General features: G+C 41.0%; 10 protein-coding genes, 2 tRNA genes and 3 pseudogenes. 7 read left to right on the top strand and 8 right to left on the bottom strand.

Features of this window, described 5'->3' with window-relative positions; all coding sequences use genetic code 11:
* Positions 1-833: pseudogene (locus F6K57_RS09435) on the top strand (hypothetical protein); the annotation flags it as partial.
* Positions 834-1,243: 410 nt separating this feature from the next.
* Here F6K57_RS09435 and F6K57_RS09430 read toward each other — a convergent pair.
* A pseudogene (locus F6K57_RS09430) lies at positions 1,244-1,483 on the bottom strand (DUF4070 domain-containing protein); the annotation flags it as partial.
* A 177-nt stretch (positions 1,484-1,660) separates the two neighbouring features.
* Between F6K57_RS09430 and F6K57_RS09425 the strand changes: the two are divergent.
* The 3 genes from F6K57_RS09425 to F6K57_RS09415 all read left to right on the top strand — a co-directional run bounded on the left by F6K57_RS09425 (position 1,661) and on the right by F6K57_RS09415 (position 3,678).
* Positions 1,661-1,732: transfer RNA gene (locus tag F6K57_RS09425), tRNA-Asn, on the top strand.
* A gap of 338 nt (positions 1,733-2,070) precedes the next feature.
* The gene (locus F6K57_RS09420; protein WP_229415322.1) at positions 2,071-2,571 is read left to right on the top strand and encodes an NUDIX domain-containing protein; all 501 of its coding nucleotides are present in this window, start codon (positions 2,071-2,073) and stop codon (positions 2,569-2,571) included.
* Positions 2,572-2,694: 123 nt separating this feature from the next.
* Positions 2,695-3,678 (top strand): L-histidine N(alpha)-methyltransferase, encoded by a 984-nt coding sequence (locus F6K57_RS09415; protein ID WP_293066875.1) that lies wholly within the window; start codon positions 2,695-2,697, stop codon positions 3,676-3,678.
* 217 nt (positions 3,679-3,895) lie between these two features.
* Here the strand turns inward: F6K57_RS09415 and F6K57_RS09410 are convergent, their stop codons facing one another.
* The 4 genes and pseudogenes from F6K57_RS09410 to folK all read right to left on the bottom strand — a co-directional run.
* Entirely contained in the window at positions 3,896-5,233 is a 1,338-nt protein-coding gene (locus F6K57_RS09410) for a hypothetical protein (protein WP_075899972.1), read from the bottom strand.
* 76 nt (positions 5,234-5,309) lie between these two features.
* Complete coding sequence (locus F6K57_RS09405; protein WP_293066870.1) at positions 5,310-6,212, bottom strand: dihydropteroate synthase; 903 nt, start codon at positions 6,210-6,212, stop codon at positions 5,310-5,312.
* A 22-nt stretch (positions 6,213-6,234) separates the two neighbouring features.
* A complete protein-coding gene (gene tmpR / locus F6K57_RS09400; protein ID WP_293066867.1) occupies positions 6,235-6,966 on the bottom strand; it encodes a bifunctional dihydropteridine reductase/dihydrofolate reductase TmpR in 732 nt (243 codons plus the stop codon).
* A 193-nt stretch (positions 6,967-7,159) separates the two neighbouring features.
* Positions 7,160-7,534: pseudogene (folK, locus tag F6K57_RS09395) on the bottom strand (2-amino-4-hydroxy-6-hydroxymethyldihydropteridine diphosphokinase); the annotation flags it as partial.
* Between the two features lie 373 nt (positions 7,535-7,907).
* Here folK and F6K57_RS09390 point away from each other — a divergent pair.
* Both F6K57_RS09390 and F6K57_RS09385 read left to right on the top strand, forming a co-directional pair.
* Positions 7,908-10,142: a protein kinase gene (locus F6K57_RS09390; RefSeq protein ID WP_293066864.1), complete on the top strand. Its 2,235-nt coding sequence runs from the start codon at positions 7,908-7,910 to the stop codon at positions 10,140-10,142.
* A 216-nt stretch (positions 10,143-10,358) separates the two neighbouring features.
* Positions 10,359-10,430: transfer RNA gene (locus tag F6K57_RS09385), tRNA-Asn, on the top strand.
* Between the two features lie 284 nt (positions 10,431-10,714).
* Here F6K57_RS09385 and F6K57_RS41945 read toward each other — a convergent pair.
* Both F6K57_RS41945 and F6K57_RS41940 read right to left on the bottom strand, forming a co-directional pair.
* On the bottom strand, positions 10,715-11,056 hold the full coding sequence (locus F6K57_RS41945; RefSeq protein WP_364302074.1) for an AIR synthase-related protein: 342 nt from the start codon (positions 11,054-11,056) through the stop codon (positions 10,715-10,717).
* Entirely contained in the window at positions 11,057-11,497 is a 441-nt protein-coding gene (locus F6K57_RS41940; RefSeq protein ID WP_364302071.1) for a hypothetical protein, read from the bottom strand.
* Between the two features lie 13 nt (positions 11,498-11,510).
* On the opposite strand from F6K57_RS41940, the gene F6K57_RS09375 reads away from it, so the two are divergent.
* Positions 11,511-11,984, top strand: a complete 474-nt coding sequence (locus F6K57_RS09375) for a hypothetical protein (RefSeq protein ID WP_293066861.1) — start codon at positions 11,511-11,513, stop codon at positions 11,982-11,984.
* A 155-nt stretch (positions 11,985-12,139) separates the two neighbouring features.
* On the opposite strand, the gene F6K57_RS09370 is transcribed toward F6K57_RS09375, so the two are convergent.
* Positions 12,140-12,368: hypothetical protein (locus tag F6K57_RS09370; RefSeq protein ID WP_293066858.1), on the bottom strand; the 229-nt coding region annotated here is incomplete at its 5' end.

Here is a 12,368-nt window from a genome sequence, read left to right as displayed (position 1 = left end):
TTCGGTTAAGTGACCCAGTGAAAGCTGAACGCTTCATCCAAAAATTGGAAAAGCACAAGCGGATTCAAGAACTGGCAACCAATCCCCTACTGCTGACCCTGCTCTGCTTGGTGTTTGGCGAAGCCGGGAATTTTCCGGCAAATCGCTCTGAACTTTATAAGGAAGGGTTGGATGTGTTGCTGAAAAAATGGGATGCCAAACGCAACATTGAGCGGGATCAGGTTTATAAAAACCTGTCTGTGCAACGCAAGGAAGACTTGCTGAGTCAAATTGCTCTAACTACCTTTAAGCATAAAGATTACTTCTTTAAGCAAAAAACCGTTGAGGAATATATCGCTGAGTTTATTCGCAACTTATACAAAGAAGAAGAGCCCAATCAAAAAGAGCTGAAATTGGACAGCGAAGCCGTGTTAAAGTCAATTGAAGCCCAGCATGGGTTACTAGTGGAACGGGCAAAAAGCATCTATTCTTTTTCTCACCTGACATTTCAAGAGTATTTCGCTGCCAGGGAAATTGTTGCCAATCATGCTTATAAAAATTTGGTGGAGTATATCACTGAGAAAAGCTGGCGAGAGGTCTTATTGCTCACCGCAGGTATGCTGCGTAATGCTGATAAATTAATGCAACTAATGAAGCGGAAGATTGATCGGGTGTTAATGAGAGATGAGAAATTACAACAGTTTCTTGCTTGGGCAAATCAAAAAGCTCTATCGATTCATTCTGACTACAAATTAGCTGCCATCAGAGCTTTTTATGTTGGTCTTGGTTTTTGCATAGATTGTGAAATTGAGTGTTTTTTCAATCTTTGTTATATAAAACCTGATCGGAAATAGTGCAGAAAACTCAAGGAATCGATTCTTTCCCTAAGGTTTGGGATTAGGAAACTAACAGGTGGTTAGTAACTTTTGTTTGACGGTGGGTGAGTCGGAAATTATGAAGCCNAGCACAACGAAAAAACTCGACTTCACCTTCACCTTGAAAGATTTAACTATCAAGCCGATATTATAATCCGGTCATCTACCTCGCCCTTGGGGTTTTAGGGAACAGGGAACAGGGAACAGGGAACAGGGAACAGGGAACAGGGAACAGGGAACAGGGAATAGCGCTGCATTGCTATTCCCTTTTGCCTTTTGCCTCTTGCCTCTTGCCTTAATAGGATAACTAATATCCCTAAAACGTTGCTAATAAGCGATGCAGCGCGGTCTTGGGGGAAACCCCCACTCGCTATTGCATCAAGACATTGCTAGATCTCTACTAATTCTTTATCCATCAACTTAGGATTAGTATCAACTAACTGTCTTTCAATTTCATCCCGGACAATTTGACGATATTCAAGAAAGTGTTCGTTGTGAGCGCATAGAGTAAGGTAATGTTCCCACACAGCTGGATTGTGCCTGAAAATACCAAATAAATGATGCCAGAATTTCCAGCGAGTACTGCGCTTAAACCCTTGCCGCCAAACTACAGTCGCCAGAGCTTTCAAAACTACTGACTGGCTTATATTTACTTGACTGCTTAGTGTTAACTATTTATTGTTTACTTTCCCTTGTACTCAAAACTCCCGACACCACAGTGATTTCAAAAAAATTTGCGAAAGTACTTGCCAGACTTTGTACTGTATGATTATAATAAGTAGATGTGAAGAGCAATTGTTTGGCAATCCTCAGTAGCTCAGCGGTAGAGCGGTCGGCTGTTAACCGATTGGTCGCAAGTTCGAATCTTGCCTGGGGAGTTTAAATTTTCAGTATAACAACTCCTAGTAGCCTGGAAGTTCTTCAAGGTCTAGAGAGTTAGCGGCTCAGGCTTCCCCTGAAATGCCTTGCCAGTGGATAGAAGATTTTTCACTAAGGGGTCGTTCATTGTTGCTCAACTAGACGATAAGCGCGTTTGGGCATGGTAGAGTATTGTGAGAATCAAGTTTTAAACAGGGAATAGCTTAGACCATTACCCTGAAATTCACAAAATCCTGATTTACTGGCCACTAGCCCAGAAATCAGGATTGGTGATTGGTGATCTCAGATTGTGATCCTTAAAGATTGGAAACTGCGCTAACCTATTCCAGGTAGGTCTGTGAAACAAAAAATTCGACACAAGCTAAGCAATGGGATTCCAGAGGAAATCACAAATGGAGGGCTATCTGTGCAGGGGCAGTTTCCTTTGACTACGGTAGGGGCACTTGTCTTAACTACAAGTGGACAAATTTTGATTGTCAAAACCACTAAATGGCGGGGTCAATGGGGTGTACCAGGAGGTAAAGTAGAATGGGGTGAAACCCTTGAGGATGCACTCCTCAGGGAGTTTCGGGAAGAAGTTGGTCTAGATTTGACCCAGGTACGCTTTGGGTTGCTACAGGAAGCAGTGTTGGACTCACAGTTTGTGCGAGAAGCCCATTTCATCATGGTTAATTACTATGCCTTTTCTGCCACGGAAACCATCACTCCCAACGAAGAAATTGAGGAATGGGCATGGGTGACTCCCCAAAAAGCTCTGGAATATCCTCTCAATAGCTACACTCGCGTGTTAATTGAGGACTATCTAGAAAAGCAAATCTATACTCACTATAATATATAGCTTTTATCATAGCTATTAGGTACAGATATTTTTTTTATTATCACCTATTTCCTGCTCCCTGTTTCCTGTTCTCTGTTTCCTAAAACCAATAAATTTGTACCTGATGAGTTTGAGAATTTATATATGTTAGACTTTGAAAAAGTATACGTACATCCCAGTCAATTTCCTGAGCGAGTTTTTCAAGATTATTTAGCTGGCTTTACTTCTTGTAAAATCAATCACAAATTTCATTACGATAGTGTCAAGCAAAGCCAAAAATGGTTAAAAATACACGAAACTTATTCTCCAGCTAGACAAGATGAAAGCTGTATTGATGCCTATGCCAAGTGTTTTAAAAAAACCGCAGAAATTTTAGATGATAATAGTCTAAATTTAAATTTAATTGGCTTAGGTTGTGGTGGTGGAGAAAAAGATAAACTTCTAGTTTCCCAATTATTAAATTCTGAAAGAGCATTAACTTATTATCCTGTTGATGTTAGCTTATCTCTGGCGATAATTTCTGCTCAAAAGATCAGAGAATATTTTGCTAATTTACGGGTACAGCCCATTGTTTGCGATCTGCTTCACTCTGATGATTTAATCTCCCTTGTCGATAATCAAGACAAAAGAAATATAATTACCTTTTTTGGCATGATTCCCAATTTCGATCCTGAGGAAATTTTGCCGATTTTAAGTAATTTTCTAAGCAAGGGAGATATATTGCTTTTTAGTGCTAATTTAGCCCCTGGTTCTGATTATCTGCAAGGTATTCAAAAAGTTCTTCCTCAATATGATAATGAGTTAACTAAAGAGTGGTTAATTACTGTTTTACTTGATGCTGGAGTCGAAGCCAAAGATGGGACTATTAAATTTACAATAGAACAGGATGAACCAAATCAACAATTTAAAAGAATTGCTGCTTATTTTGAATTAGAAAACGATGTGATTTTTAGTTTAGAAAACAACCTTATTGAGTGGAGAAGCAAAGATAGAATTAGATTATTTTTTTCCTATCGTTATACTACTCCTATGATTCAAGAAATACTAAAGAGTTATGGTATTAAGGTTTTGGATTACTGGGAAGCTGCTAATCAAGAAGAAGGGGTTTATCTTTGTCAAAAACTTTAAACTATAGCAGTCCTAAATGATTCGTAAAATCTAGTGGCCGAAGCTCTCGCTATAACCCTTGTCCAGTAAAGATTTAAGATTTGGCAGATTTTAGAACTGATTTAGGATTGCTATATACACAAGGAAAAAAATGAATGATGAATGATGAATTATAAATTCCAGATTTTTCGTTCATCGAACTGCGCGATCGCGCTGCGCTTCCCTGCCATCGTTCATCTCAAAGTCGGAATGTGCAGACAGACTCTAATTTATCTCTGTGAGGCATAGGAATATTCTTGGGAGGAGATATCATCAGCAGAGAGTTGTCAAACTTAACATCTGGTATCTCAGCAAGAGCACCCAAGGGTTGACCATTCTTGATACGCTGTTGTTTACATTTAACTAATGCCATCAAAGTTTCACGTTTTTCCCCAACACATTCAAATGGTTTCTCAGCCCTTGGGTCAAACAGACGTGTCCACAGTTCCTCAAGTTTCTTGACGCTGAATAAGTCTTCTCCCACTACATCGATAGCAAAATCATAATCTGTTGCAGCTTCGATCAACGCGAAGGAAAAAGCACACTTAGGACAGCCACAACACCACCGAGAGGAGCCGGGAGCCCACTGCGCCTCGTTACAGGAGGTAAGATCCTTCAGGATGCTTTTGTTCCAAAGGGATAGTTGCTGAACTGTTGCTATAGAGTAAACCTCTTCACAGATGCTAACATAGCGAAATGGCAAACCCTTGCGCTCCAAGAAATCATTAAAACGTTCGATGTAAGCATTGCCCTTGGCACTTTGATGATTAACGCTACGTCCTTGATAGGTGGCATTAGATTCATTGGAGCTTTTATCATTTGCTAGCACCAGAAACTTATGCCCCTGCTGTGCTGCAATAATCATCATAACGAACAAGGCATTGGTAATTGTGGGATCGTTACGTACCCCCTTATAATCAAAATGTTGAGCAGGATCTTCCCTAGGATGAGTAAGTATTTCCCAAAGGTGCGATCGCTTTCTTATGGGCTCGAATACTGGGAACTTTTTCTGCCAATTGTCTCCTAGTATTCCCCCAGCATGGTGTAGAGTAAAGGTTTCCATGGTCAGGTTAGCTCGCTGCATCCACTCAAAGGCAAAGGTACTTTCTTTACCTCCACTGACTGCAAGAAGATAGGAATCCTTTACTGATGGTGACCAAGAATTCTCTAGCTCACTTCGGGAAAACTCTATTCGAGGCATTCTATCCCAACTCCATTTTTCCAGATAAAACTTTTGCTGGAGATACCAATAAATGTCCTCATTCCACCAATCTGATTCCCACGGAAGGCAACTATACCAAGGAACTTGCACTATCTGAGGCGTACAGATTTCACAAAGGCGGTAAATTTCAGCCATTGCAATCCCAATTAAGACAGATATATGGGGTTTCTGTGTATTTTTAAATTCCAGAGGAAAGTCGATATAATAGACATGCTTCCAGTCGTTAATTAGAAAAGGAAAAATTAGCCTATTATTTTCCCAGTAAGGCATTTCAGATGAAATGACATCACAGGTTGGAGACTCTCCTGTTGCCATATACTCTATTCGAGACTCATGATATCTACTCTTGAAATCTTAAAAATGTGATGTCGTTGAGGTCATTAGTTTTGATTTAAAATAAACTAAGAGTATCTAAAACAGCTTTAATTTTAGGAACTTCATGAGTTCTAAACAAATCGGTTTTTCCTAATGCTGCTAGAACTGCAAAGAAAGGTTCAGCACTTCTGACTTCTTCCCCAAAACATTCAAAAGCATGGGGGAGGGCATGACACACGGGAAAACCCAATTTCCGAAGACGAAAAGTATTTAAAAAGGTTTTCATTTGAAAACGAATGCGTAGGGCGCTGTCTTGAAGATTTTTGTAGTAGAAACCTAACCCGGCATCAACAAAAATTTTCCTAACACCAAGTTTAGTAGCTAGTTCAATCTCTTTGGCAAAATAATCATACATTAAGTCTGTTGGATCGTTGCCAAAATCAAAGTCATCAACTTCTCTGACATTTTTCCCTTGAACGTAACAGATGATCACCCCAGCATCAAACTCCGATACCTGTTGATAAATTTCCTGATTGTCTTGGGAACCCGTTAAATTGATGATATTGGCTCCAACTTTTAAACATTCCCTAGCCACTTGAGGATAATAGGTTTCAATAGAAGTTAACACACCTTCTTGATGGAGGGCTTCCAACACAGGCAAAATTTTACTTTGTTGCCTCACATCTTCTACTCTCTCAGCATGGGGCAAAGAAGATTCAGCACCAATATCTACAAAATCTGCTCCTTGGGCTTTTAACATGATGCCGCGACGAATCGCTTGTTCTGAACTTAAACAGACACTTTCCCTGTACCAAGAATCACTAGAAAGATTGACTACTCCTAAGATAGCTTTTTCAGAATTAAAATTCAAATGTTTGTTGCCAATGGTAAATTCTTCAACTTTTACGCTTAAGGCATCCTTATACTGTTCATGAATGTCGTATAGATGTTCGAGAGTCAGCATGTTTATCCTATTCAAAATATTGTTCTATTTACTAAAACTATAAACTCCAAGCGCCAGAAACTTCTACTACTTGTCCTGTGATGTAATCAGAATCAGGACTGATAAAAAAACAAGCAGCATGGACAATTTCTGACAAACTGGCAGGGCGTTTTGCTGGTAAGTTAGGCATAGCATCCTGCCAATCATCATCGTATTCAAAGGAATTCTCTGCTATTCCTGGAGATACCACGTTGGCAGTAATTTTATCTGCAATTAGCTCTTTAGCAAGGGACTTAGTATAAATAATGATGCCAGTTTTAGCGATTATATAAGCTGTATTAGTACCACGGGCAGTGACATTATGGGCACTGGCAGCACCAATATTAACAATGCGACCCCAACCTGCGGACTTCAGGTAGGGAATTGCGGCACTAGTGACATAAAAAGTAGTATTGAGGTTGGAATCAATTACAGAATGCCACTCTTCTACTGATATTTGGCTAGTGGGTTTACTAAAATAGTTGCCTACATTATTGACAACTACTGATAAACCCCCTAGTTGTGCTGCTGCATTTTCTACCAATAACTTTGCTTGCTCTGGTTTAGTGATATCTGCTTGTAGGGCGATCGCTTTTACTCCGTGAGTCGCTGCTTCCTGAGAAGCTTGCTTGGCTGCTTCTTCACTGCGGTTATAGTGAAATGCAACATCAAATCCCTTACTAGCTAAATCAATAGCGATCGCTTTTCCAATTCCCACTGCTGATCCGGTCACTAAAGCTTTTTTCAGCATTGTCTTTTTTCACAATTATTTTTAAATTTATACTACTGCTTGAGTTACTCTATCAGCATTGTTTTTGGATTGGTTTTAAGCCCAGTATACCCAAGAAAATAGAATGTCATTTATCGGGATTGTGTTAGGCTGAATTACCTTAGTTTTTTTTATTGTTATTAGAGTCCATCAACCGGATTTGATATCCTAAAAATTAATACCGAGCAACTCCGGAAATCTCTAACCTTTCGAGAAGTTGGGAGACTTTCATTTCCGAGACTGGCTCTATCCAATCAGGAGCAATTTCGGCCAAGGGCACTAACACAAATGCTCTCTCTCTCATGCGTGGGTGAGGTATGATTAGATCAGGAGTATCTAGAATCAGGTTACCGAACAAGATTAAATCTAAATCTAAGGTTCTTGCTCCCCAATGTTCCAAACGAACTCTACCAAACTTTTGCTCTGTTTCTAGCAGAGTCTCTAGCAATTTTTGGGGACTTACTTGTGTGTCCACTAGGGCGCAACCATTGATATAATCTGGTTGCACAGGTCCAATAGGTTTAGTTTTGTACCAACTGGAGCGGGTTTTGNAGAAGTCAGAAGTCAGAAGTCAGAAGTCAGAAGTCAGAAGTCAGAAGTCAGAAGTCAGAAGTCAGAAGTCAGAAGTCAGAAGTCAGAAGTCAGAAGTCAGAAGTCAGAAGTCAGAAGTCAGAAGTCAAACTCTTGCGCTTACTTAGGTTTGAGACTTTTGTCATGTCCGCGCCTGCCCTGGCGACTGCTATAGCTGATTTAATATAGCGGATTTAATATAGCTAATTTAATATAGCTGATTGCTTACATCCCATTTCCTACCGGGTGATGCTACAGCAAATCCAATTACTTCTGTAAACCACTAATTCCGGAAACACTGTTGGTTTCTTGAAAAAAACTAAATAGAAGTGATTCTGGTAGGAAAAAATTCTTTGAAAATTAATCCAAATCATGACCTATGGGGAAAGCTCCTGAACGGACGTTATCAAATCATTGAATCTCTAAGTGCTGGGGCATTTGGCAAAACCTATATCGCAGAGGATACCCGACAACAGGGCCATCCCCGCTATGTGATTAAGTATCTTCAGCCCAAAAGCGATGATCCTCAAAAATGGCAATTTCTTAAGCGTCTCTGGCTCAATGAAGCTCAAACCTTGATCAAACTGGGTAGCCATAACCAAATTCCTCGTCTACTTGATTATTTTGAAGATCACCACGGATTTTACTTAGTTCAAAAGTTAATTATCGGAGAAACTCTTAGTACTGAACTGCCGATCAGCCAAAACAGTAATAAACGCTTTAGCGAAAACCAGTGCATTGAACTATTACAAGATGTTTTAGGCATCCTAGAATTTATTCACCGTCAAGGGATAATTCATAGAGACCTCAAACCCAATAACCTAATCAGACGAGGGTCAGACCGTAGGCTAGTTTTGATTGACTTTGGTGCTGCTGAGCTGATTAATTCAAAGCCAATCGAACCCCATCTGACCGAGATCCCATCCTCTGATCGATCCAAGACAATTCGCCCCTTCGCCTACATACCCCCAGAGCAACTTGCTGGTCAATCCCTTCCTAACAGTGACATTTATTCCCTAGGAATGATTGCGATTCACGCCCTCACAGGGATGACCCCAATGCAATTGGCTGACCCTGAGACTGGTGAGATTGATTGGCGAAAACATGTATCGGTTAGCGATCAAATGGCGTTTGTACTCAACCATATGGTGTCTTACCACAGCCAAGACCGCTATCAGTCAGCAACTGATGCCTTAATCGTACTTAAGACACTGATGTGTAATCAAAGTCCTCAGTTAAAAGTATCTATTGCTAAGTCTGACTCAGAACTGATAACGGAGCACTCACCACTCAGTATCAAGTTTAGTGACAATGACGCTTTTGAATTAAACGTGCTAGATACTCAGTCTGACTCAAGGGTTACCATTGAACACTCAGCACTGACTAGGGAGTCTAGCTCACAACAATTAAAACAGGCAACGCCTAAATCTGACTCAGGACTCAAAACTGAGCAGGAAACACTCAGGAATAAAGACTCAGAACTTAGTAATAAAGAATCAGAACTTAGTAATAAAGAATCAGAACTTAGTAATAAAGAATCAGAACTTAGTAATAAAGAATCAGAACTTAGTAATAAAGAATCAGAACTTAGCAATAAAAACTCAGAAATTAGCAATAAAAACTCAAAAATTAGTAATAAAGACTCAGTAATTATTACTGATGAGCCGCCATTAGATTGGAAAGTGTATGTCCGTGAATTCGCCCTGTATAGCTGGCCAAAATTGCCACCTTTACTGAAAGGAATCGGAGTGGGAGCAGCAAGCTCCAATGCTATAGCCATTTTAATCGGACTTTATGCTTTACTGAATGCTTCTGCGTCTCGTTCTGAATTTGATATTCTACAAAAGGCAATCAAACACTATCAAGCCGGTGATTTGGAGGAAGCGATCGCACTAGCAGAATCGATTCCTAGCGATAGCCTGATCTATGAACAATCCCTAAATACGATTCAACAGTGGCAGCAACAATGGCAAAGTGCTGAAGCTCTGTTTAAGGCTACAGAGCAAGCCTTTTATCAAGAACGATGGTCAGATGTGCTTGAGGGATACCATAAAATGCCCTCAATTGGCTATTGGCAAAAGAAGATGGAGCCATTAGTCAACAAGGCAAAACCTCGCCTTGAAGCAGAAGCCCAAGGGTTATTAAAGCAAGCCTACAAACAAGCATTAGCCCAAGACTTTAGCAATGCGATCGCACTACTCGAACAAATCCATCCAGAAACCCGCACCGGTGCTAAAGTCCAAGCAAAGCTGAAGGAATATCAGCAAAAGCAACAGATTCGAGCAGAGTACTTGTTACAAGAAGCCTATGAACAAGGAGGACAGGGGAACTTTATTAAAGCGCTAGTGTATTTGTCTCAAATCCCTAAAGAAACCCCCACCTACCAGAAAGCGAGAATCAAGATAGCTGAGTATTCCCGTAAGCAGCATTTAAAGGAAGAAGTGGAACGACAAGCTGCTTTAGCCAGAGCAGTGTTAGAAAAACAAAGGCAATCAGGGGTTAACCAAAAACCGTTGCTCAACGTCAACGTTGAATCAAGCCGTTCCCCACTCAAGCATGGGTTACAGTGGCAAGAAGTCAACCATTAGGATATTATTGTTGACTACTGACTGTTGACTAATGAATTTTGACTACTGACTGGCTCATAGTTAGCTGACTGTTTACTGTTAACTAATAATCGTTAACTGAAAAAGTACTCAAAACTCCCGACACAACAGTGATTTAAAAAAAATTTGCGAAAGTACTTGCCAGACTTTGTACTTTATGATTATAATAAGTAGATGTGATGAGCAATTGTTTGGCAATCCTCAGTAGCTCAGCGGTAGAGCGGTCGGCTGTTAACCGATTGGTCGCAAGTTCGAATCTTGCCTGGGGAGTTTCATTAATAAGTTGAATTAACGCGCTGTTAGCGGAATTCCCCACTCGTCTTACGGTAGGGATGGATAGGGGCACTTATTTGAGTTTTTCTCTTTTAAATTTAGATCAATAATCCCTAATGGCGTGGGCGTACCTTATAATTGATAGCTCTGTTTTCCATAAGGCTGGCCTGTTTCAACTCATTATGCTCTTGATCGGAAAAAGCGATGCAGCCCTACTCCCTACCCCCTACTCCCTACTGCCATTAACCCAGAACGAAAGTACCTCACCCAATTGAGAACTGCTATATAATAGTAATAGGTCTCGAGATAGCTTGTGGAGCTGGGATTACCCGACCAATTAAGCTGCTTTGTTGATGACCGCAAGCTTTCAATTTATTAATACATTCATCAGCTTTTTCGGCTGGAATAGCTGCTAGAATTCCACCAGAGGTTTGAGGGTCAAATAACAACGGGTAGTTAGGTAAATGACTAACGTCTAATCTATTCTTGATGTAGATAGATAATTGTAAATTTTTAGGGTGAATAGAACTAGTTATTCCTGCTTCTACAGTTTCTATTGCTCCTGGTAAAATCGGAATTGCTGCTAACTCTAATTCCACGCCTACGTTTGAGGCTTTAACCATTTACCGGAGATGCCCTAACACTCCAAATCCAGTAATATTAGTACAAGCTGTTGCGCCACATTCACGAAAGACTTGGGCGGCGGTTTGATTGGATAGTAACATCGATTCCACTGCCTGTTCAATCCAGCGACCTTTGGCTTGGTAGCGCATATTAGCAGCAAAGAGAGTTCCCGTCCCAATGGCTTTAGTCAGAATCAGCACTTGACCAGGTTTCATCCCGCTTTTGCGCAGCAGTTGTTCAGGATGAACTAGACCGTTGCAGGATAGACCAAAGGTATCAGTAACTAGAATAAATCCCTGCTCATCTGTGGTTAATCCTGAGGCTTTAATCCAACTCGGAGCCGAAGCTTGAGTCACCCAAAAGACATGATGGCATTCTACAGGGTCATTTCCACAACAAATTAATGGAGTGCAATTCCCACAGTTATTTACTCTCTCCATCCAAACCCTTGCCATGTCGATACTAGCGATTGCTGGTGCTGGTATTGCTGGCATGGTGCTGTCTTTTCCAGCAGCCCATAATTTTCTCCTTCCCGGTGGATTGCTCAATCCCAATCCCAAGGCATTAACTATTGCGTCGGTACAAGGTTGGACAATACTCGTGCTAACTCGGATAGTCCTACTGTTTTGCCGAGCCATTCCCCCACCGATTTGGGCAATAGTAGCGCTGTTTGTCCTGTTTCCTGGAATTTTACCCGGTGCGATCGCACTCGGATTAAACAACCTTGGTATTCTAGGCACATTAATGACAGAAACCAACGAAAACCTGGAAAAACCTCCTTTAGAAGCCTTGAAAGCCCAGGGAACTCCGGGAATGCTGCTATTTCTCTATGGGATACTCCCGATTAACTTGCCCCGTTTCCTAGCTTATATCCTCTATCGCTGGGAAGTCTGCATCCGGGAGACTGTCATGGTTGGTAAGTCGTAGCTGGAGGCTTAGGTCTGTTGCTGACCGAACAATTGAGCAGCTTTGACTATAGCAGTGTAGTAGTCTCTTTTGTTTCGTCATTTTGACCTTTTTAGTCGATTGGGTCAGTGCTGCGGCTAGAGGCTCAAGAACTTAACTAGTAATCCTGAGATTTCTCAAAAACTTGAGATACCATGACTAGGACCAAGTATTTCGACACAACTATACTGGAAGCAAAATGATTGATCTCCCAAATCCTTCGCCATACTTGAATTAACATGAATGCTTCCCCCACCTGCGTTCTCGTGGTGGGGGTGTCCGTCTTGATTACAAGGGTTTATCCCTCGCGACAGGCGGCATTCCCGCCGAACACCCAGGACTTTTGCTGGAGTGCTCCCCCAAGTC

The sequence above is a fragment of the Moorena sp. SIO4A5 genome (assembly GCF_010672005.1).
GTDB lineage: Bacteria > Cyanobacteriota > Cyanobacteriia > Cyanobacteriales > Coleofasciculaceae > Moorena.
Note: the sequence above shows the minus strand (reverse complement) of the source record. Positions and strands in the feature narration are given on the sequence as shown.

What these genes read in the sequence shown, in the direction of transcription:
- F6K57_RS09415 (WP_293066875.1), top strand. Translation starts at nt 2,695, where the DNA reads ATGTTAGACTTTGAAAAAGTATACGTACATCCCAGTCAATTTCCTGAG.
- F6K57_RS41940 (WP_364302071.1), bottom strand. Translation starts at nt 11,497, where the DNA reads ATGGAGAGAGTAAATAACTGTGGGAATTGCACTCCATTAATTTGTTGT.
- F6K57_RS41945 (WP_364302074.1), bottom strand. Translation starts at nt 11,056, where the DNA reads ATGGTTAAAGCCTCAAACGTAGGCGTGGAATTAGAGTTAGCAGCAATT.
- F6K57_RS09375 (WP_293066861.1), top strand. Translation starts at nt 11,511, where the DNA reads ATGTCGATACTAGCGATTGCTGGTGCTGGTATTGCTGGCATGGTGCTG.
- tmpR (WP_293066867.1), bottom strand. Translation starts at nt 6,966, where the DNA reads ATGCTGAAAAAAGCTTTAGTGACCGGATCAGCAGTGGGAATTGGAAAA.
- F6K57_RS09410 (WP_075899972.1), bottom strand. Translation starts at nt 5,233, where the DNA reads ATGGCAACAGGAGAGTCTCCAACCTGTGATGTCATTTCATCTGAAATG.